Source organism: Rhizobium skierniewicense Ch11 (assembly GCF_023757665.1).
Lineage (GTDB): Bacteria > Pseudomonadota > Alphaproteobacteria > Rhizobiales > Rhizobiaceae > Agrobacterium > Agrobacterium skierniewicense.
On the sequence record NZ_RXPG01000028.1, the window covers coordinates 73066 to 94221 of the forward strand.

The following is a 21156-nucleotide window of genomic DNA, read 5'->3' on the forward strand; positions in this document are numbered from 1 at the left end:
AGCTCGAACAAATCAGGCGAAACCATTCAAATTCTTAACAAAATGTCTCTGACTGCTTAGGTAATTTTTAAAGGTACGGCCCTAAAGTGCATCAGATATGGTCTTGAGTTTGTGTAGAGTGTCCAATGACCGAAATGATACGCCCACGAGTTAAATATGTCATCGGCCCCGATGGCAGCCCTCTGACGATTGCCGATTTGCCTCCTGCGGACACGCGCCGCTGGGTCATTCGTCGAAAGGCAGAAGTTGTCGCAGCGGTACGAGGAGGGTTATTGAGCCTCGAGGAAGCCTGCGAACGTTATACACTGACAGTGGAGGAATTTCTCTCCTGGCAGTCTTCCATCAGTGACCACGGTCTTGCTGGCCTGCGCACCACGCGCATCCAGCAGTACCGCCACTAAATTCTGTCGATGCCCGTCAAGGGGCATATCGACGGCAGAGAAATCGAGCGTCACCTTTCTCCATGGATTCGGGGATTGCGTGGCGCTGATTTGTTTTGTTCTCACGAAATCCTCATCGGCAATTATCGACGCTGGGCAAACTCTCAACCACCCTTTTGCAGACATTCATGATGCAAAGGCATGAGACAAAGCACGCCGCATAAAAAAACCGCTCGTCCATTGAGCGGTTTTTTTTGATCCCGAAACAGGAATTTGCGTCGGGCAGATCTGGTTGAATGTGTCCAACGACAAGACGTGACGTCGCGCCATTGAAAGCAGCCTCCTGATCCACTGGCCGCCGTCAATGAGGACGTCTTTGTTTCTTTGATTTATGCCTTACGCGCGAGCGCGAATGGCAACGTCTCGGCTTTCAAGGGCCGCTGCCCGTTCGAATTCCGCCTGGACCTCTTCCAGAACGGCTTCCGCCGCCTCTTCCTGCATCTTCAGTTCGCGAATGGAGACCTGAAGGTTATCCGCGCGCTGACGAGCAGCCTTGGCGAAAGTCGGGTAGGCGAAATGCGACGGATCGGTAATTCCCGATTTGCTCTCCTCCAGAGAAATCTGATGGACCAACTCCTTGGCCATTCGTTCGAATTCGGACATCATCGACTGCAATTGTTGCAACTGACGACGTTTTTCGTTGACCTGAAATTCCTTCAGGCGAACTAGGCTGTCACGCGACTTCATACGCAATACTCCGTGGATAGCGAGACCCCGGTAAAAACTGGAACCGGCCCTTCACTCAGGCATGTGCCGGAATAATTCTGAAAAGTTACCGGACGTTAATAAAAAATCGACGTCGTTAACCTTTCGTTTACGGGCATCGTTAATGATAAGGCAGATCATTTAAAGGTCGGTAAATGCCAAGCCCGAAAAACAACGGGCACGACAATGTCAGAGTCGGTTGAATCACTTAGCGGGATAACTTCACGCTATGGTTCATGTTTGGCGGTGCGGATTCACGTTGAATATCAGCAGACTGGAGCCACTATTTAATAAATTCTACACACCTTGCCAAAGGTAATTAGAATTTGTTAACCATTTGGTGGCAGCCTGCAAATCAGGCAACGACTGGATCCGTATCGCGCAAAAGGCAATCATTACCTTCCGCGGCGGCAAAGGGGATAATTATGCGGGTTCTATTGATCGAAGACGACAGCGCAACGGCTCAGAGCATTGAGCTGATGTTGAAGTCCGAAAGTTTCAACGTCTACACAACCGACCTCGGTGAGGAAGGCGTGGATCTTGGAAAGCTCTACGATTACGATATCATTCTTCTCGACCTCAACCTGCCCGACATGTCGGGTTACGAGGTACTGAGAACGCTCCGTCTTTCCAAGGTCAAGACACCGATCCTTATTCTTTCCGGTATGGCCGGCATTGAAGACAAGGTTCGCGGTCTCGGTTTCGGTGCGGATGACTATATGACCAAGCCTTTCCACAAGGATGAGCTTGTTGCACGTATTCACGCCATCGTTCGCCGCTCCAAGGGCCATGCCCAGTCGGTGATCGCAACGGGCGAGCTGATCGTGAACCTCGATGCCAAGACGGTGGAAGTTGGCGGTCAGCGCGTTCACCTCACCGGTAAGGAATACCAGATGCTGGAGCTTCTTTCGCTCCGCAAGGGCACCACGCTCACCAAGGAAATGTTCCTCAACCATCTCTATGGCGGCATGGATGAGCCTGAACTGAAGATTATCGACGTTTTCATCTGCAAATTGCGCAAGAAGCTGGCGAATGCCGCTGGCGGTGCAAACTATATCGAAACGGTTTGGGGCCGTGGATACGTTCTGCGCGAGCCGGACGCTGTCACCGAGTTTCTCGAAACAGCTTGATACTCCCCAAGCACGCCCGCATACAAAAAACCGCCCCTCTCCGGCGGTTTTTTTGTCTTTACGAACATCAAATTTCCGTCAGATCTCACAGGAAGTTACAGTCCATGCATTTCAGACCTGCCCGGGCAGACGACGCGGCGAGCCTGGCGGCCATCTCGGTGGAAGTCTGGATTGGTACCTATGTGCGAAAAGGCGTTAATTCCGTCTTCGCCGAGTATGCCTTGAGCGAATTCACAGCAGCCAAATTCGAAGCCTTCCTCGCGAGCGAGAACGAGGCCGTCATTGTTTCGCAAAACGAGAATGGCATCGATGGTTTTATCCGCCTGTCGTTTGACAGTCCGGCACCGGATTGTGACCGCTGCGCAACGGAAATCTGCACCTTGTATGTCCAGCCGAGACATCACGGGCGCAAGCTTGGCTCGGGCCTGTTGCACGAAGCGCTACGCCTGTGTCAGGCGCGGGATATTTCCGAGGTCTGGCTGGCTGTCAATTCTCAGAACACAAGGGCAATCGAATTCTACAAAGCCCACAGCTTCTCCCTCTCGGGGCAGACGCATTTCCGAATCGCGGATGAGGTCTATCTCAACGAGGTGATGAAGCGGAGGACCGTATGAATCGGCCCCAAGGCTAGAGCGTTCCCTTGTTAAATGGAAACGTTCTAGCGGGGCCACCAGAGGCAGCCCCGATCACCATATCGTGTTACGCTCGATCAGGCGGCGTCGATGGTAAACGCCGTGAAGACGATTCGGTCGTCGTGAACGGCGTATTCAATCGTCATCCCCGCCTCATGTGCCATCAGAAGCGTGTAATAAGACTGTACGGAATGGGCATCAACCGCTTCCTCTTCGGTGCCTTCAGACAGTGCAACGAACTTCGCAGGCAGACGCATCATGCGTCCCTTCACTGTGATTTCGAAGCGCGCGTCCGTCTCAGGGTTTTCAAGCACCACGTCCACGTTGCCACCGCGTGGAATAGCGCTGTAGGCGACGAGGAACAGGTTCAGCAGCATTTTAACGCGGTTTTTGGGCACGATGGCACGCGGACCGTTCCAGGTGACTTCGGCTTTCTTTTCGGCAGCGGCGAAATCCTTGGCTGCCTTTTCTGCCTCACCCGTGTCGATTGAGGCGCCGGCAGAGCCGGATGCGCCAAAGGCGAGACGAGCAAATTTCAGGCGAACGGAGGCGTTGACCGCGGATGTCCTGATCAGATCGAGCGCATCGGCGTCCGAGCCGCCCTCATCCAGCAGTTCCAGTCCATTGTTGATCGCTCCGACAGGAGAAATCACGTCATGGCATACGCGACTGCACAGAAGGGCCGCCAGATCGGCGCCGGACAGCGTCAGGTTTGGTTTGCTCGTCATAAAATTCTCTCCTGCGCAAGGGTTGCGCGGACTGTGTGGAAGTTATTAAGCCATAATGACATCATATTTGGTAAACCGATTGTTAATATCATAGTTTCAAAATGCCAAATGCCTTAACAGGGCAAAACGAATAAACAGACGGACGGACTTGACGATGCGATTTACCGAACTCCGCACCATTGCACGCCTGGGACTGGTAAAGATTTTCGTGGTACTCGCGAGCCTTTGCATTTCCTCGGGCCATGCCGCTGCCCAAAGCAGTGACCAATATTCATTTCAGGAAATTATTGATGCAGGTCACGGTTTCTTTGGTGAAACGACCGGCGGGCTTGCGAAGGTCGTCGAGCGTGCTTTTCAACAATATGGCCTGCCCAACGGCTACATTCTCGGCCAGGAAGGTTCCGGTGCCTTTGTTGCTGGCCTGACCTATGGAGAAGGCCAGCTTTACACCAAGAACGCCGGTCAGCACCCCGTTTTCTGGCAGGGTCCGTCGCTGGGACTGGATTATGGCGGCCAGGGCACGCGCGCCATGATGCTGGTCTACAACCTTCCCGCAGTCGATTCGCTTTACCGTCGTTATGGCGGCGTCAGCGGCTCTGCCTTCATCGTCGCGGGTGTGGGCATGACCGTTTTGAAAAACAGCGATGTCACCATTGCTCCGATCAGAACCGGCATCGGCGCACGTCTCGGCATCAATGTCGGTTACCTCAAGCTCACCCAGCAGCCAACTTGGAACCCGTTCTGATTCGCAATATCAGCAATTGTGCATAATATGGTCACCGTCGATCAGGTCTGGCGCAAGTTTGACGTGGGATGATCGAAGGCTTGTAGTAACAGACCCAACCGTTGAAATGCCATCATGGATGGCCATCATTGCCTTTTGTGAGTGGAGACGACCCGCGTGATCGAATACGCCCTTCTTTTCGGACTCGGTTTTCTCTCTGCCATTTTGCTGGTTTCGCTGTTGGCGCCGTCGATCCATCGCCGCATCGTCGTTTATACAGAAAAGCGATTGCGCGCGACGATGCCGATCAGTCCGCAGGAGGTTCGCGCACAGAAAGACATGGCGCGCGCGCTCTATGCGGCAGAAAATGCCCGCACCCGCCAGGAACTGGACGCGGAACGTGAAAAAGCACATTCCCTGAAGTTCAGAAACGACAGCGCACTGAGCGACACCACGGCCCTTCTGGCCGAAACGCGTGAACTGAAAAGCCAGATCGAAACGCTGACACTGGAGGCAAGCGAGTTACGCGCCAAAGCGCTTCGCCACGAAGATGCATCGGCACGCTTGAAGGCTGCCTTGAACGACGCCGAGGAAACCGCGATCTCCCGCACGCAGGAAATCTCCAACCTCACCAAACGCGTCAGTGCCATTTCCCGCGAGCTCGATGACCTGAAAATAGCGCTGTCGGCCCGCGACATCGAAGTGGAGCAAGCAAAACACAAGCTCGCCTCCTGGCGCAAAGAGCGTGAGACGATCACAAAGGAATTGGAAGAGGCCGCAGCGAGAAACCGCGAAGCCGCTCACCAGATGACCCGCGAAAGCCGCAAGATCGCCAGGCTCGAAGAACAGCTTGCAACGGAAGCAGCCCGCAATGCCGACAACGAAACCCTCTTGGAACGTCGGGCTCAGGAAATCAGCCGCCTGAAAGGCGTCGCCACCGGGAACGGTGGAAGCAACCGACTCGAACCCGCACACACTGAAAAACCCCTGCCCCAAATTATCGCCACGCCTGAGCAGATTGCGCGGGAAATTGAAGACATTCGTCATCAAGGAACCGCACTGACCGAGCGTTTGTTGAATGGCAAGGGCACTGGCAATGACGATGCGATCCGCAACGAGATTTCACAGATTGCCGCGCGTATGATCGCCTTGACCGCAGCCCAGGAGGGCACGGCCTCGACCCTACCCTCACTCATTTCGAATGTCTCGAACAAAAGCAGCCGAAAAAACCTCGCGAGCCGTGCAAGCGACATCATGGCGGGGCAAAAAGCCTAACACCTTCAAGCGTCTATCCGGTCGCTACAAACAGGATGGAATCAAGTGAAGCGTCGTCAACGACCAGCCAACCAGCCAGAGCAGTACCTCTACCGGTTCAATCAGACGCCCCCAGATGCGGCTATGTGTCTTGAGGCCGTGTACGTTGCGTTTTCCCATTACCGCCCTGTCTGGAACTGGTGCCGTCAATGTTTTACGTCCCAGAACGAAGAACGCACCAGAGCGGCGGGGCCGTTACATCGCGCCAAATTAGAAGATTTTGACCAGATTTACTACGAGCATCCCAACTGCTCAGGTGGGCGCGACACGTTCCTACATTTCCTGCCACGTGCGCTTGAACTGGCGTTTTTGAAATCCGAAACCGATTACTTCCTTATCCACTACACTTTGCGAGTTGGTCTCTGGCGATTTGATAAAACAGAGCAGGATGCGCTTCGGACCCTGTTCTGTCGTGTGGCGATAAACTGGTTTATCCATAACGACACAGCACCACTTTTATTGCCACTAGCCATGAAGGAAAATCGCCACGAAGGTTACGTCTCGGACTGTATCATCCAAGCACTCTTAACGCTTCGGGTAGACCCATTCGATCTCGTTTGCTGGCTGGCTAGGCTAAAAAACTCGAAAGCTTGCATTGCGCTTCTGGACCTATCGATTACCGCATATCCAATCGAAAACCCATCCTATTACGTGCTTGATGACAAAGCCGATGAGGTGGTGCAGCGCCGCGCGGTCGACGCGCTCATACGGCTGACTCGCGATGCGAGTGGACGTGTGGCAAGTGACAAAAGGCTTCTCCGGCTTTGGCTCTGGGCCGAAAGTGCAAATCCGCCTCTCGCTAGAGAGATCGAAGAAGTGCAATCATCTCTTTCAGACCAAAGGCAACGTCTGACACGGTCCGAGCGGATCCAAGCACGCATTGAATTGTGTGCAGCTGTTAGAAAGCCCGAAGAAATGCACAAAAACGCGATAAATCGCATTAAAATTAAAGACCGATAAAATTGTAGCTATTGGCTTAAATCCGCTGAAAAGACTGCCCTGTAACGTCGTGATCACTGGCCCGGACAAGACGTCCAGCGCCAAAAGGATACGCGGATAAGACCGGCAACAAGCTGGCCGACGCAAAAATAGGGTTTGACAATGCTGAAGAAACTCTTTGCTGCTGCCATCTGTGGTATCGTTATCGCCTCGATCACCAGCCATGCTGACGCGGCAGGCCCTGCCGGTTTCGCCCGCGGATTTTCAGCCCTGGAATATCGGGGCATCGCATCTGTCGCGCCATTGAACAGCGCCGACAGGATCAACGTAACTCGCGACCAGACCATGTCCGCAATCGACCAATATTTTTCCGGCTTTGATCAAGCACAGGCCGCTGAGTAACCCCACATCATTTTCGAATCATGACTGACTTGCCGCCGCTTCCTCACCGAAGCGGCGGTTTTTTTCTTTCAGCCACGGCAATTCCGCCAAGTGTCAGCAGCAATGCGAAAATTTGATAGGGATGAAGCGTCTCTCCGAGAATCATGACAGACAGGAGCGTGCCGAAAACTGGAATAAGGTTGATGAAAAGCCCAGCACGGTTGGGCCCGATGCGCTCCACGCCGAGAATGAAGAAGATTTGCGCAATAAGCGAGGCAAACAGCGCCGTGTAGACAGTGATCATCCAGCCCTTGGCATCGGGCCAGACCGCTGTGTTCTGCGACACTTCCCATAATAGAAGCGGAAGGGAGGACATCAGAGCAGCCACCGCCGGAATGGCCATCAGCGTACGCCAGTTCACCTTTGGTTTCCACCGCAACATGACGGTGTAGATCGCATAGGCAAGGACGGCGAGCAGCATGATCGCATCACCAATATTCACTTTCAGCGCCAAAAGGGAGATGAGATCGCCACGCGATGCAAGAAGCGCCACCCCAGTGATGGTCAAAATGAAGCCGACGATCTGACCAATAAAAATACGGGTCCGAAACAGCGCGAAATTGAACGCGAAAATCACTGTTGGAATGACCGCCTGAATAACGGCCACGTTGACGGCCGAGGTGTATTTCAGTGCCGTGTAGAGCGTTGCGTTGAAGCAGGTGTAGCCGATAGCGCCCAATGCAAAGAAATAAGGCAGGCGTGTTTTCACCACCGGCCAATCGCGCACAAGCTGCGGCAACGAAATGGCGGTGATAAGAGCAACAGCGATCGTCCACCTGAGACTGGTCAACACCATGGGGCTGATATGACCCACCGCCATCTTTCCAGCAACGGCGTTTCCGCCCCAGCATAATGTGGCGATGATCAAAACAAGATAGGCTTTCGATGACACGGAAACTTTGACCTTTAGCTCAACAACCGCCGTTGTTCTGCACCGCGGATTCGCGTTCCGCAAGGACGGATACCACCACAAGAGACGAGCCCGAACCGAATTATGCCGGAAAAACAAGGTTTCGCCCCATAAACAGGGTCGCTTTCCGCAAAACAACGCAGTATACATTCGCGGGTTTGAGTTAGGGGCGTTTCAACGCCATGAGCAGGAAAGCAGCAAATGACGAATGTCGTGGTGGTCGGCTCGCAGTGGGGCGATGAAGGCAAAGGTAAGATCGTAGACTGGCTATCCGAGCGCGCCGACGTCGTCGTGCGCTATCAGGGTGGTCACAATGCAGGTCACACCCTTGTGATCGATGGCGTCAGCTACAAGCTGTCGCTCCTGCCATCCGGCGTTGTTCGTCCCGGCAAGCTTGCCGTGATCGGCAATGGCGTCGTGGTCGATCCGCATGCGCTAATCGCGGAAATCGGCCGTCTCGACGCCCAGGGCGTGAAGGTCACACCTGAGAACCTGCGCATTGCAGACAATGCGACGCTCATTCTGTCGCTTCACCGCGAACTGGACGGCATGCGCGAAGACGCAGCCTCCAACAGCGGCACAAAAATCGGCACCACCCGTCGTGGCATCGGCCCGGCCTATGAAGACAAGGTTGGCCGTCGCGCCATCCGCGTCATGGATCTGGAAGACACCGAGGCGCTTTCTGCCAAGGTTGACCGTATTCTGACGCACCACAATGCGCTTCGCCGGGGCTTTGGTGCAGCGGAAGTCAGCCATGAAAACATCATGCAGGAACTGACATCAGTTGCCGACCAGATACTGCCGTTCAGCGAAACCGTATGGCTGCTGCTCGACAAGAAGCGCCGCGCAGGTGCGCGTATCCTGTTCGAAGGCGCACAAGGATCTCTGCTCGATATAGATCACGGTACCTATCCCTATGTGACCTCGTCCAACACGGTTGCAGGACAGGCCGCCGCCGGATCGGGCATGGGTCCTGGCTCGCTCGGCTATATCCTCGGCATCACCAAGGCCTATACGACACGTGTCGGTGAAGGCCCCTTCCCCACGGAACTGCACGATGAAGTCGGACAGTTCCTTGGCGAAAAAGGACATGAATTCGGCACAGTCACGGGCCGCAAGCGCCGTTGCGGCTGGTTTGACGCCGCACTGGTTCGCCAGTCTGTCGCAACCAATGGCATTACCGGCATTGCGCTCACCAAGCTTGACGTTCTCGATGGTCTGGAAGAGTTGAAAATCTGCGTCGGCTACAAGCTCGACGGACAAGAAATCGACCATCTTCCGGCAAGCCAGGGTGCCCAGGCGCGCGTGGAGCCCATCTACATCACGCTTGAAGGCTGGAAAGAATCCACCGTCGGTGCCCGTAAATGGGCGGATTTGCCTGCTCAAGCTATCAAGTATGTCCGTCAGGTCGAAGAGTTGATCGGAGCGCCTGTCGCTCTTCTCTCCACCAGCCCTGAGCGGGATGACACAATACTTGTGACTGATCCATTTGAGGATTAATGTCCCCAGCGATCAAGTTTCATAAACCATATCGGGCCAGAACGTCATTGGCCTCGACGAGAAAGTGCTTATGGCGGATTTTGTAGCAGTCATTCGCAAGGCCGTGGATGGCTTGGCGAACAATACCCCCGAAAACCGGGTGAAGGTGTACGACAAGGCGCGTAGCGCTGTGGTGCGCCAGCTTGAAAATATGAAGCCGCGCCCGCCGGAAGAGCTGCTGAAGCGGCAAATCCTCAAGCTCGACACCGCTATTGCCGAGGTAGAGGGCGAATATTCGGAGGCGCTTCCCGCCATCGATGAAGACGAAGACGATTTGGTCGCCGCAGGTGCATCGGTTGCGATTCCGCCGGCACCGGATGTCTCTTCCCCCTATTACGAAGAAACCGTCGCGGAAGAGCAGCGCGTCTATGAGCAAACACCTGTAGCGGTGGAGCCACAGGATTACGCGCCCGTCGAGCCTGCTGCTGTCGAGCCTGAAACATACTATGAAGATCCGAAGGCCGAAGAGCCCCACGCCGAGCCGGTAGAAGACTATGTTTCCCGCGACCCTGAAGGGCCGACCTACTTTACGACGGCGACGGAAGAGGCGCGCTATACCCCTGATCCTATCGATGCTGAGGTAGATCACGCACCTACATCAGTAGAGAGTGAAGATCATGCCCATCAAGGCTGGGTTGGACAGGATAGCCCTGCGGAAGAGCGCTATGCATATCAGACTGAAGAACCTGCTCATCAGCCTGTAGACGACCTTCATCAGGAACCGGTTCCCCACGCCGGTGAGAGCGACGTCTTCCACAAAAACACGCCACAGCCCTATGATGCGAGCTACTCGGCCCCATCGCCCTATTATCAGGACGTTGCGAAAGAGGAGCCTTATGCGGAAAAGCGCGCTGACGACGTCCACTTCGGCGAAGCTCCGACCTTCGCAGATGACGATAAACTCTACAAAGATCAGGAGCAGGAAGCACCAAAACAGTCTCCGGCCGTTGTCGAGGATTACTCGACCTATTTTCAGGACACATCGCTCGATCTGACGACAAAATCCAGCCCAAGCCTTCCCCGTGCAGACGAAGATCCCTTCGCACCGCAATCGGGCAAAAAGGACGACAGGGAACGTACGCCCTGGGACGATCTGGAAGAACTGATCGGTTACGACGGCACGTCCGGCAATACGTCTGGTAATGCCAATAAGAATGATTTTGATTCTGGAATCTCTGCCGATGGTATTCCCGCGTCTGCCTACAGAACGAAGAAAAAGCAGAAGCGCAATTATGCCGGCATGGTTCTGGGCTTGTGTGGTGTCGTTCTTCTCGCGGGCGGCGCTTATGCTTTGTGGATCAACCGCGACACATTGAACGACATGGTTGGCGGCCTCGTACAATCGGCCAAAACCGGTACCAGCACTCCATCGACAGAGACGGCGTCCGCGCCGGCCAACACACCTGCGACTACGACTCCACCGGCGCAAAGCGGGACCACTGGCCAGCAGCCAGCCGCGTCCAATACGCCACCTGTTGATGATGGCTCTGTGACGGGCACCAAGTTCACTCAGCGCCTTCTGGCCAATGGTACGGAAAAAGATGAAGGAGCGGGTCCAGGACCCAATGGCCAGCCTGTGACGGCCGAAGGCCAATCCGTGTACCAGCAGACGGAAGCTGTGCCAGAAGCGCCGGCTCAGACACCGGCTGCAGCAAGCGGAACGGCAACGCCACCAGCCGGGGCAGCGCCTGCCCAACAGGCAGCGGCAGCCGCAGCCGGCCATCGCATGTTCCTCTACGAAGAGGTGCTTGGCCAGACTGTCCCAACAGCAATCGAAGGAACAGTGTCCTGGTCGTTGCAAAATGACGCGGATGCAGAGGGCAAGCCATCCGCGACCGTTCAGGGTCAGATCACCATCCCCGGACGTGGCCTGAGTGCCTTGATTACCTTCAAACGCAACACCGATCCTTCATTGCCCGCCAGCCATCTGGTCGAGATCGTGTTCTCGGTTGGAGCTGGTTTCGAAGGCGGTGCCATCGACAGCGTTCAGCGCATAGCCATGAAGAGCACTGAACAGGATCGCGGCAACGCATTGATCGCCGTTCCGGCAAAGATTACGGACGACTTCCACATGATCGCGCTGAACGACTTCCCGGATGCGTTGAAGACCAATCTGGAGCTCATGCGAACGCGTGACTGGATCGACATTCCAGTCTCGTATCGTAATGGCCGCCGCGCGCTTCTCACACTGCAAAAGGGTGCCGACGGCAAAGCCGCTTTCGATACGGCCTTGCGCGAGTGGAGTGCAGCCACGCCGGCAAACAATCAGTGATACTCTTATGAGTGTTTGTATAAATGTAAAAAGCCCCGAATGTCTCCATTCGGGGCTTTTTGCTAACAACAAAAGCAAGAAACGTGAGCGTTACGCGTCCACGACGCGCAGTGCCTTTGCAGTCTCCAATGCTTCTTTCTGAACCGCTTCCTGAACTTTTTCGAAAGCGCGAACTTCGATCTGGCGAACACGCTCGCGGCTGATATCGAACTCGGTCGACAAGTCCTCCAGTGTGACGGGATCTTCCGACAGACGGCGCGCCTCAAAGATGCGACGTTCACGGTCGTTCAACACACCCATAGCCTTGGCCAACATCCGACGGCGCGTCTCCAGCTCGTCCTGCTGTATCAGCACCGTTTCCTGACTTTCGTGATCGTCAACCAGCCAATCCTGCCACTGCCCTGCTTCGCCTTCCGCAGCCCGGATCGGCGCGTTCAGGGACGCATCGCCATGAAGACGGCGGTTCATCGAGATCACTTCCTCCTCGGAAACCTGAAGCTTGGTCGCAATCTCGGTCACATGTTCAGGCTTCAGATCACCCTCGTCGATAGCCTGAATCTTACCCTTCAGACGCCGCAGATTAAAGAATAGGCGCTTTTGATTGGCCGTCGTTCCCATTTTGACGAGAGACCACGAGCGCAAAATATACTCCTGAATGGATGCCTTAATCCACCACATCGCATAGGTCGCAAGACGGAAGCCGCGCTCCGGGTCAAATTTCTTGACCGCCTGCATCAGTCCGACGTTGCCTTCCGACACGACTTCGCCGATCGGCAGGCCGTAGCCGCGATATCCCATGGCGATCTTCGCCACAAGACGCAAATGGCTCGTCACAAGCCTGTGAGCTGCATCGCGATCGCCGTGTTCGGCGTATCGCTTACCGAGCATATATTCCTCTTGCGGCTCAAGCATTGGGAACTTACGAATTTCGTCGAGATATCGATTGAGGCCGGCTTCACCGGCAGTAATCGAAGGCAAACTGTTGCGGGCCATAAAGCACCCCCTTATCTATGTTCCGGGCTGGCTCCCCTCTCAGGCAAACCAAAATTGCGTGTCGAACTCCGACCCCGCACGAACCCACATGACAAATATGTATTGGAAACTCACGTTTCAAGAGCGCGCAATTGAAATGCGCGTCACAGAATGATGTCGCTCCAGTCTGCTGTTAAAAACAGATCAACGATAAATTCGTTCCGAAAAATTCGTGAGCCCGGAACGGATCATCAATTCATAGATCATGCGACGACCCATGGGGTTATGCAGGCGCGTAACTTTGGCCCCCAGGAACTCCGTTTCCACATGATCGAACGCCAACAGTTCCGGTGATTGCAGCACGACCTGCTGATAGTAGTCATGATACTCGCGACGGCAGACATAGGTCTTGTATTTGGTCATGCAAAACGCGCTGAAACGGTCGCCCTGCGCACGGAGAAAGTCGGCAACGCCGACGGTCACTTCGGGCCATTGCGGATTGAAGGTATCGTCAAAAGCAATAACGCCGTGATCCGCTAGGACGTCCATCGCAAGTCTGCTGTCAGCCAGAACGTGGTGCAGCATGTGGCCACCATCGACACTGAAAAAACGGACCTTTCCGACTTTCGCAAGCACCTCGTCCGGGCTGAGTTGCGTACTGTCACCCTTGATGACGAGGTCTTCATCGACCTTCAGATTCAGACGCTTGCCATTGTCGAGAAAGCGCTCGTACTGACGACTTTGGCCATCGCCATCTTCCAGATCGAAGAGGTCTACGGCCAGAACACGGCAATCATTACCGACGACCTTGCGCAGGAGAAAATAAGAGCGCCCGTAAAACACGCCGATTTCGGCAACGCCTCCCTCGAAAGCTCTTTTCTGCTGGGCATGCAACAGTGATGTAAAGACGAGGGCATCGGGTGGATCAATATAGCCTTCTATTTTTTGCAGATCATGAAAGATGAATTTACGGTCATGGACATTCACAGCGCTCAACCCCTAGTTTAGGCATTCTAGCGAACAGGTTGCAAAGTAGATTTCAACCCTCAACGGCTCAATTTTTGAGGGAATACTGGCTTCGACTGGACGCTTTATTGCAATGCAAAAAAGTAGGAGTAATTGAAGCAAAAATGAGACAGTAATATAGATCGTTTATTTAAGTAATTATCATAAACTAATTTATAAGCGTAATTTAATACTTACAAAAATTTTGGGCAAAAAAAGTCACTCGGGACGTTGATGTATCCCGGAGTGACTGTGTTGGTAATTGGGCAATTTCAGGCTCGAAGGGCCTGCGCCAGCTCTTCCATATCGGTTGGCATGTCTGTTTCGAACTCCATGACCTCCCCTGTGCGGGGGTGTTCGAAAGCAAGCAGATAAGCATGCAGGGCCTGCCGCGGGAACCGGTTGACCACCTCTTTGGCCTCGGCTGGCAACAGGTTGGCCTTGGTGCGGAAGGCCGCACCATATTCAGGATCACCGATCAGCGGATGGCCGATATGCGCCATGTGCACGCGGATCTGATGGGTCCTCCCGGTTTCGAGACGGCATTCCACCAGAGAGGCAAGGCAGGTCGCATCCGGCTTTTCGTGATAGCGCTCGATCACCTCGTAATGGGTAATGGCCTCACGCGCGTCATCAACGTCATCACGCTTGACGGCACGCTTTGTGCGGTCGGCACCGCGACCCAGCGCAGCATCGATTGTCCCACGCAAGGTCTTGGGGCGGCCCCAGACGATGGCCTTATAGGCGCGTTCCAGCGGCCCGGTGCGTCCGTGGTCTGCAAATTGGGCGGCCAGCTTGCGGTGGGCGTTGTCGTTTTTGGCCACGACCATGACACCGCTGGTTTCCTTGTCCAAGCGGTGAACGATGCCGGGACGCTTGACGCCGCCGATACCCGAGAGGCTATTGCCACAATGGTGGATCAATGCATTGACAAGCGTTCCCGTCCAGTTACCGGCGCCTGGGTGCACGACGAGGCCGGGTGGCTTTAACAGCACGATGAGGTCTTCGTCCTCGTATTCCACATCTAGCGGAATATCCTCACCCTTAGGTTCAGGGTCTTCCGCTTCCGGCATGGTGATCTCGATGTGATCGCCGGGATGGACCTTCTTCTTCGGCTCGGTCACAGGCTTCCCGTTGAGGAAAACTGCGCCCTGCTCGATCAAGGCCTTGATGCGGCTGCGCGACAGATCGCCTTCGACTTCGGCTGCGAGCCAAGCATCGAGGCGGCCTTCGGCGTTTTCCCCGGCAATCAGGACTTTCCTTGCGTCTCCGCCTTGTTTAAAGGGGTCGTTCATTCTTATGTTCCGATCACTCAACAATATCCAAGGATCCCGATGACGCAGATCGAGCAAGCCGAACAGGACGACCAGCCGTTAGATCCGGCCATGGAAAAAGTTCGCCGCAAGATGATCCGTTTGCAGATCGTGTCGGGCTCCGTAATGTTTATCAGCCTTATGGCTGTCTTCGGAGCCGTTGTCTACAAGGCGGTCGGCCCTTCCAAGACAGCAACCACAGCCGCAACGAACCCCGTTCCATCGGACGCGCCGGTTGCCGCCACCGCCAGCCTTCCACAAGGTTTTACCATTGAGACCGTCTCGTTTGCCAACGGTGATATGCTGTTCTACGGACGGCTCGCCAACGGCACCCGCAAGGCACTGGTGTTCAACGTACAGGCTGGCCGTTTCGTAGCAGACATCACCATCGATGCCCGCTGATCTCGCGCTGACCGCGATCACCGACCCACACGATCCACGCATCGCCGTCTTTCGCGACATCCGTGAGCGTGACCTGACCGGCAGGCACGGTCGTTTCATTGTCGAAGGCACCGTCGTGCTGCGCATGTTGGCGCAGGCGAACAAGGCCGGTCTCGATTTCGAAGCGGAAAGCATCCTGATCCTCGAAAATCGCCTTGCAGGCGTGGCGGAGATTCTCAGCGAATTTCCATCTGATGTCCCGATCTATGTGGCCAAGGCATCGGTGCTGGACGCGATCGTTGGCTTCAACCTGCATCGCGGCATCCTGGCGCTCGGACGGCGCAAGAGCGAGACGGACCTGGAGGCGACCATCGGCCGATTGCCGCAATCATCACTGGTTCTCGTCGGCTGCGGTATTTCCAACCACGACAATCTCGGTTCGATGTTCCGGAATGCAGCTGCCTTCTACGCCGATGCCGTCTTCATGGACAGCACCTGCTGCGATCCCCTTTACCGGAAGTCGCTGCGCGTCTCGGTCGGCTCGGTGTTGTCCGTCCCCTATCATCGCGGCGGCAATGCCGTCGAATTGCTGGAAACAATGGCAGCAAAAGATTTCAACATTTGGAGCCTATCCCCAACAGGCACTCTGGAAATCAGGGAGATACCGGCTTCCAACCGCATGGCCCTCGTCATAGGCACGGAAGGTGATGGCCTGCCGCCGGACGTGCTGAACCGTTTCAACACCGCTCGCATTGCCCAATCGCCGCAACTGGACAGCTTGAATGCTGGTACAGCCTCTGGACTGGCGCTTTACCAGATGGCAGGCGCTATCGGCCGTCTCTGATTGTTGACAAAACCTTAATAGATCGCATTTGCGTTAACCTTGTCTCAAAACCGAGCGTTAACATTTACAATTTAGTAATGGGCGGAACGAGAGGTTTCGCGATGCGTGGCGTATTTGTCGTCGTTTTTCTTTTGACTGTTCTGGCTGGCTGTGCGACCGCGCCGTCGCAGATTGGCAATGCCTGCGCGATCTTCGAACAGCGAGACGGCATATTCAACAACTGGAAGAAGGACGCGCAGGCGGCGGAACGGGAGTTCGGCGTGCCCGTGCCTGTCATGATGGCCACCATCTACACGGAATCCAGCTTCCAGCCCTATGCGCGCCCACCTCGCAACAAACTCTTCGGTTTCATTCCCTGGGGACGCAAATCGACCGCCTATGGCTATGCGCAGGCGCTGGATGGCACATGGAAGGTTTATCAGCGCGAAACCGGACGCTGGAACGCCAGCCGCACGGATTTCACCGACGCCATTCACTTCGTCGGCTGGTACCATGCCAAGAGCAACCGCCAGAATGGCATCGCACTCAACGATCCCTACAATCTTTATCTGGCCTACTATTCCGGCCATACGGGCTATGCGAACGGCGTCTGGCGCAGCAATACCGCTATCAAGAATGCGGCACGCCGCTCTGCCAACATTGCCATGCGTTACGAGAAGCAGTTACAGGATTGCGGCTACCGGTAGACATGTCGTCATCTCCGGCGCGTCGTGTGCTTAAAGCGGTTTCGCATATTGAGCGCCATTAGATAATGGCCACGTCATCCTCAAGCTCAGCCCGAGGATGACAGTGACGGGTTTCGCTAAACCCTTCCGGGACCGCTACACGTATCGCGCCAGAAACGCCTTCGCCGCCTCTATCTCATTCCCGCGAATTTCATGGCCGCCAGCGTGCCACTCCATCTCGACCTCACCGCCCTGTGCTTTCAGGTATTGCATCAGACCATTGGTCAGGGGCACGGGGCAGATCGGGTCACGTTCACCCGCCGTGATCAGCACCCGACGTGAGGCAGGTGCGGGTGCAGGTTTCGGCTCGAACGGGATCAGCGGGTGCATTAACACCGCGGCATCGAACAGATCAGGAAACTCGATCAGTGTATTGGCTAGAATGTTCGCGCCATTGGAAAAACCGAGTCCCAGCACGAGACCTGACGCATGATGATCGCGGTTGGCTTTGACGAAGGCCGCCATTTGCTGGGTCGCACGATCGAGATCGGCCATATCGTAAACGCCCTCGGCCGTCCTGCGGAAGAAGCGTGCGGCACCGAATTCGGAAACGTCGCCACGGGGCGAAATGACCGTCGCATTCGGTAACAGCCTGGTACCGAAGTCGAAGAACTGGTTCTCGTCCCCACCCGTGCCGTGAAAGACGAAAAAGACCGGCTGGCCCGGCGCACCGGCGCGCACCTTGTGAGAATAAGCATCCTTGCTCATGACAATATCTCCTGAGAACAGCCTGCGGCGCTCAAGCCACAGGCGTCCTCTTCTTTTCGAAAAAATCAGTTTTCAAGTGGCTCGAGATGCTGCTCAAGCGTCGCGCGCAGATGGGCGTGCTGAGATGGCAACTGCAACGCTTCGCCCAGATGCGCCGTATCCTCATCCCGATCGAAACCGGGCTCGTTGGTGGCGATCTCAAACAGCACACCGCCTGGTGTCCGGAAGTAGATCGCCCAGAAGTAATCGCGATCGATGACCGGTGTGACCTGATAGCCCGTATCCAGTAGCGCTTTACGCACCTCGAGTTGCGTCTGACGATTATCGACGGCAAATGCGATGTGGTGAACAGAACCAGCGCCCAGACGCGCGCCAGAAATATTCGGCATCGTCTCTATGTCGATAAAATCGGCACCATTGCCACCGGGCATGCCCAACCGCAGCACACCGTCCTGCCGATCGACCTCCTGATAGCCCATGAATTTCAGAAGTTCGGCGGTTGCTCCTTCATCTGCAAGCCGCAGCGATGCACCTTGAAAACCCCTGATGGCCTGATCTTCGCCAACGCCATTGCCCGTCCACTGCGCCCGTGCATCGTCTTTGAGTTCGACCAGCGCAAAACCATCCCCGTCGGGACCTGCAAAATGGAGGCGCCTGTTCCCAAAGGCGTCATCGGCTTTCAAACCGTCCACATTGGCTTTGGCAAGGCGGTCCTGCCAATAGGCAAGCGAACCTTCGGGCACCGAGAACAACGTCGTGCCAACTTCGCCGGTGCCCTGGCGACCACGTGCAATGTGTGGGAACGGGAAGTAGGTCATGACAGAGCCCGGTGTGCCGACCTCATCGCCATAATAGAGGTGGTAAACATCCGGCGCGTCGAAGTTGACGGTCTTCTTAACCCGGCGCAGACCAAGCGTGTCCGTGAAGAAATGGTTGTTCCCACGCGCACTCGCTGCCATGGATGTGACGTGGTGCAGACCTCTGATCTGGTTCAACATTTTAAACCCTCCGATTGGATGAGCTCGCAGGAAAGCGATGCCCTTCTTTCATGGGTTCAAGATGGTGCAGATCAGGGCGCGCGCATAGACTGGACGTTCAGAACGGATTGTTCTCAATTTGTGAACGACGAACCGAACTGTTCAGCAAATGACATGATGGTCAGTGGTCATCATTGGCACCCCTGACCCAGTAACCCGCGGTCACGAACGCGGTCTTTGGAAGACCGGCTTCTTCGCCAAGCATTTTCTTGACGGAACGCGCTTCGCCCTTCTCGCAGCCAACGAAAACATGCAGTCCATCGGCACCGGACCATGGATGGGACCGCAGTGCCCGCTCCAGCAATCCCGCCGTTCCAGCCGCTTGACCGTTGCGATAGAGCCAGTTCCAATTGACATTTGCCTGAGATGAAATCTCCTGCCGCTCCTGCGGATTGTCGATTTCGGCATACACCGTCAGCGTCTTACCCGCTGGCATTTCCTCAGCCATTCGCAACATCACAGGCAGCGCGGTTTCGTCACCGGCAAAAACGTAATGATCTGCATCCGGAAGCTCACCGCCAGGACCAACGATGCCGACGAGATCGCCGGGAGCCGCCGTCGCACCAAAATGTGCACCCGGCATATCGTCGCCCTCGTGCATCACGAAATCGAGATTGATCTCCCCGCGTAAGACACTGCCCGTACGGATGGTGTAGACACGGCGCGACTGCTCGTCCTCGCCCTTGGCCCAAACGATGGCGCCAGTTTTCGACAGATATGGCCAAACCGGCGCCCGGTCCTGATCGGGAAGGATCAGAATGCGGACATGCAGACCGCCACTCATCAACCGCTCAATGCCCTTGTCGATGGCAATCACGACCCGTCGCATTCTTGGCGTCAGATTGTAAGCCCGCACGACCCGGCCGCTGAAGAGGTTGGGCATTTCTCGCACATCCGAGCCGTGGCCTTCCCAGCGAAAGTCCAGAGACGTATCACCGGTAAACTCGACGATATGTTCAGCCACCATGGCTTTGACGGACAGCAGGACATTTTCCGAAACACAATTGATCCTCGCCGCAAACCGCCCATTCTCGGCACCGAATGTGCCATTGCCGTAATCAGCTTCGAAGTGCAGCGCCTCCCCCTCGCGGGTCATCGTCATGTACTCGGCGAAATGTTCGTGGAAGGCATCCACGATGGCGGATGGATCGGGAAGAACGACAGATGTTTGCGCAGACAGAAGCACCAGCTTAAATCCTTCAGATTACAGTCCGGTTATCTTTAGATCACCCTACTTCAAAGTGCAAAGCAGTTTTTGCCAAGGTCGATCACAGTTTTTCAGGCAATTGCCAATCGATCGGCTCGCGGCCACGCGAAACGAGAAAGTCATTGGCTTTCGAAAAGTGGTGATTTCCGAAAAACCCGTTATGGGCAGAGAGCGGGGATGGATGGGGCGACTTCAGCACCAGATGTTTCGCCTGGTCCACGAAGGACGCTTTCTTCTGCGCATAAGAGCCCCACAGCAGGAAGACCACGCCGTCGCATTCGTCATTGACGGTGCGGATAATGGCATCGGTAAACCTCTCCCACCCCTGCCCTTGATGGGACGCAGCGCGCGCTTCTTCCACCGTAAGAACGCTGTTGAGCAACAACACACCCTGACTGGCCCAGCTCTCCAGAAAGCCATGCTTCACCGGTGAAATACCGAGATCACTCTGCAATTCCTTATAGATATTGACGAGCGACGGTGGCGTGCGAACACCCGGCTGCACGGAAAAACACAAGCCGTGCGCCTGTCCCGCGCCGTGATAGGGATCTTGACCCAGAATGACGACCTTCACCTCATTCAGAGGCGTCAGATCGAGGGCGCGAAAATATTCGCTCCCTTTGGGGAAGATGTGCTTGCCGGCGTTCTTTTCAGCCAGCAGGAACTCTTTAAGCTTGAGCATGTAGGGGCTGGCGAATTCGGCAGAAAGCGCACGCTTCCAGCTCTCGTCAAGTTTCACACCCACCTCTGCCATGAAAATCCTCTTGCCTATTTGAACCGTTTGCTGCGCTCGAGCACTTCGATCTTGTATCCATCGGGATCACAAATGAAGAAATATTTTGCGAAGGGCGCGCCCCTGTATTCAGCGTTGATGATCTTTCCCACGACAAGGCCAAGCGCGGTGAGGCGGGTGTGTTCTGCTTCTACATCGTCGACGCTGACAGCGATATGGCCATAGCCATCGCCCAGCGCGTAAGGCACTTCGCGGCCTTTGTTGATGGTCAGCTCAAGCTCGAAATCACCTTCGGCATTGCTGAGATAGACGAGCGTGAACGTGTCGAACTCGAACCGTTCGGCGATCTCGAGGCCGAAAGCCCGATGATAAAAACTGACCGAACGCTTTTCGTCCAGCACCCGGACCATAGAGTGAATAAGTTTGGCCATGGTGTTTCCCTTACCCTGAATCCTGC

23 protein-coding genes are annotated in these 21156 nt (G+C 55.3%); 12 read left to right on the forward strand and 11 right to left on the reverse strand.

The window, feature by feature from the left end; all coding sequences use genetic code 11:
• The first annotated feature begins 125 nt into the window (after positions 1-125).
• Positions 126-401: a CtrA inhibitor SciP gene (sciP, locus tag EKM04_RS16970; RefSeq protein WP_027675777.1), complete on the forward strand. Its 276-nt coding sequence runs from the start codon at positions 126-128 to the stop codon at positions 399-401.
• Positions 402-776: 375 nt separating this feature from the next.
• On the opposite strand, the gene EKM04_RS16975 is transcribed toward sciP, so the two are convergent.
• Positions 777-1127 carry a flagellar export protein FliJ gene (locus EKM04_RS16975; protein ID WP_174153802.1) on the reverse strand — a complete coding sequence of 117 codons (351 nt, stop codon included), beginning with the start codon at positions 1125-1127 and terminating at the stop codon, positions 777-779.
• Positions 1128-1570: 443 nt separating this feature from the next.
• Between EKM04_RS16975 and ctrA the strand changes: the two genes are divergently transcribed.
• Both ctrA and EKM04_RS16985 read left to right on the forward strand, forming a co-directional pair.
• Positions 1571-2275, forward strand: a complete 705-nt coding sequence (ctrA, locus tag EKM04_RS16980; protein ID WP_183895790.1) for a response regulator transcription factor CtrA — start codon at positions 1571-1573, stop codon at positions 2273-2275.
• 104 nt (positions 2276-2379) lie between these two features.
• A complete protein-coding gene (locus EKM04_RS16985) occupies positions 2380-2889 on the forward strand; it encodes a GNAT family N-acetyltransferase (RefSeq protein WP_183895792.1) in 510 nt (169 codons plus the stop codon).
• A 95-nt stretch (positions 2890-2984) separates the two neighbouring features.
• Here EKM04_RS16985 and chpT read toward each other — a convergent pair whose 3' ends face one another.
• Positions 2985-3635: a histidine phosphotransferase ChpT gene (chpT, locus tag EKM04_RS16990; protein WP_183895794.1), complete on the reverse strand. Its 651-nt coding sequence runs from the start codon at positions 3633-3635 to the stop codon at positions 2985-2987.
• A 148-nt stretch (positions 3636-3783) separates the two neighbouring features.
• Here chpT and EKM04_RS16995 point away from each other — a divergent pair, with 148 nt between their 5' ends.
• The 4 genes from EKM04_RS16995 (at position 3784) to EKM04_RS17010 (ending at position 7014) form a co-directional block, all read left to right on the forward strand.
• The gene (locus tag EKM04_RS16995) at positions 3784-4380 is read left to right on the forward strand and encodes a DUF1134 domain-containing protein (protein WP_183895796.1); all 597 of its coding nucleotides are present in this window, start codon (positions 3784-3786) and stop codon (positions 4378-4380) included.
• A 156-nt stretch (positions 4381-4536) separates the two neighbouring features.
• Positions 4537-5634, forward strand: coding sequence for a coiled-coil domain-containing protein (locus EKM04_RS17000; RefSeq protein ID WP_183895797.1), 1098 nt, complete (start codon positions 4537-4539; stop codon positions 5632-5634).
• 45 nt (positions 5635-5679) lie between these two features.
• A complete protein-coding gene (locus EKM04_RS17005; RefSeq protein ID WP_183895799.1) occupies positions 5680-6633 on the forward strand; it encodes a hypothetical protein in 954 nt (317 codons plus the stop codon).
• Between the two features lie 141 nt (positions 6634-6774).
• Positions 6775-7014 (forward strand): hypothetical protein, encoded by a 240-nt coding sequence (locus tag EKM04_RS17010; protein WP_234910930.1) that lies wholly within the window; start codon positions 6775-6777, stop codon positions 7012-7014.
• Positions 7015-7057: 43 nt separating this feature from the next.
• Here the strand turns inward: EKM04_RS17010 and EKM04_RS17015 are convergent, their stop codons facing one another.
• Positions 7058-7945, reverse strand: coding sequence for a DMT family transporter (locus EKM04_RS17015; RefSeq protein WP_183895801.1), 888 nt, complete (start codon positions 7943-7945; stop codon positions 7058-7060).
• Between the two features lie 219 nt (positions 7946-8164).
• Between EKM04_RS17015 and EKM04_RS17020 the strand changes: the two genes are divergently transcribed.
• On the forward strand, positions 8165-9463 hold the full coding sequence (locus EKM04_RS17020) for an adenylosuccinate synthase (protein WP_183895803.1): 1299 nt from the start codon (positions 8165-8167) through the stop codon (positions 9461-9463).
• 70 nt (positions 9464-9533) lie between these two features.
• Positions 9534-11774, forward strand: coding sequence for a hypothetical protein (locus EKM04_RS17025; protein WP_183895805.1), 2241 nt, complete (start codon positions 9534-9536; stop codon positions 11772-11774).
• A 90-nt stretch (positions 11775-11864) separates the two neighbouring features.
• On the opposite strand, the gene rpoH is transcribed toward EKM04_RS17025, so the two are convergent.
• The 3 genes from rpoH to EKM04_RS17040 form a co-directional block, all read right to left on the reverse strand.
• On the reverse strand, positions 11865-12767 hold the full coding sequence (gene rpoH / locus EKM04_RS17030) for an RNA polymerase sigma factor RpoH (RefSeq protein ID WP_174153812.1): 903 nt from the start codon (positions 12765-12767) through the stop codon (positions 11865-11867).
• Positions 12768-12950: 183 nt separating this feature from the next.
• Complete coding sequence (locus tag EKM04_RS17035) at positions 12951-13733, reverse strand: class I SAM-dependent methyltransferase (protein ID WP_183895807.1); 783 nt, start codon at positions 13731-13733, stop codon at positions 12951-12953.
• 290 nt (positions 13734-14023) lie between these two features.
• The gene (locus EKM04_RS17040; protein ID WP_183895809.1) at positions 14024-15046 is read right to left on the reverse strand and encodes an RluA family pseudouridine synthase; all 1023 of its coding nucleotides are present in this window, start codon (positions 15044-15046) and stop codon (positions 14024-14026) included.
• Positions 15047-15085: 39 nt separating this feature from the next.
• On the opposite strand from EKM04_RS17040, the gene EKM04_RS17045 reads away from it, so the two are divergent.
• From EKM04_RS17045 to EKM04_RS17055, 3 genes are all read left to right on the forward strand, one after another.
• Positions 15086-15466 carry a hypothetical protein gene (locus tag EKM04_RS17045; RefSeq protein ID WP_183895811.1) on the forward strand — a complete coding sequence of 127 codons (381 nt, stop codon included), beginning with the start codon at positions 15086-15088 and terminating at the stop codon, positions 15464-15466.
• A complete protein-coding gene (locus tag EKM04_RS17050; RefSeq protein ID WP_183895813.1) occupies positions 15456-16289 on the forward strand; it encodes a TrmH family RNA methyltransferase in 834 nt (277 codons plus the stop codon). Before EKM04_RS17045 ends, EKM04_RS17050 begins: the two co-directional genes overlap by 11 nt.
• 101 nt (positions 16290-16390) lie before the next feature.
• Positions 16391-16975: a transglycosylase SLT domain-containing protein gene (locus EKM04_RS17055; protein ID WP_183895815.1), complete on the forward strand. Its 585-nt coding sequence runs from the start codon at positions 16391-16393 to the stop codon at positions 16973-16975.
• 135 nt (positions 16976-17110) lie between these two features.
• Here the strand turns inward: EKM04_RS17055 and EKM04_RS17060 are convergent, their stop codons facing one another.
• The 5 genes from EKM04_RS17060 to EKM04_RS17080 all read right to left on the reverse strand — a co-directional run bounded on the left by EKM04_RS17060 (position 17111) and on the right by EKM04_RS17080 (position 21130).
• Positions 17111-17722 carry an alpha/beta hydrolase gene (locus EKM04_RS17060; protein ID WP_183895817.1) on the reverse strand — a complete coding sequence of 204 codons (612 nt, stop codon included), beginning with the start codon at positions 17720-17722 and terminating at the stop codon, positions 17111-17113.
• 65 nt (positions 17723-17787) lie between these two features.
• Positions 17788-18720 (reverse strand): VOC family protein, encoded by a 933-nt coding sequence (locus EKM04_RS17065; protein WP_183895819.1) that lies wholly within the window; start codon positions 18718-18720, stop codon positions 17788-17790.
• Positions 18721-18880: 160 nt separating this feature from the next.
• Positions 18881-19945, reverse strand: coding sequence for a DUF2218 domain-containing protein (locus EKM04_RS17070; protein WP_252094086.1), 1065 nt, complete (start codon positions 19943-19945; stop codon positions 18881-18883).
• Positions 19946-20027: 82 nt separating this feature from the next.
• The gene (gene ung, locus EKM04_RS17075; protein ID WP_183895821.1) at positions 20028-20720 is read right to left on the reverse strand and encodes a uracil-DNA glycosylase; all 693 of its coding nucleotides are present in this window, start codon (positions 20718-20720) and stop codon (positions 20028-20030) included.
• 14 nt (positions 20721-20734) lie between these two features.
• A complete protein-coding gene (locus EKM04_RS17080) occupies positions 20735-21130 on the reverse strand; it encodes a VOC family protein (RefSeq protein ID WP_183895823.1) in 396 nt (131 codons plus the stop codon).
• Between the last annotated feature and the right edge of the window lie 26 nt (positions 21131-21156).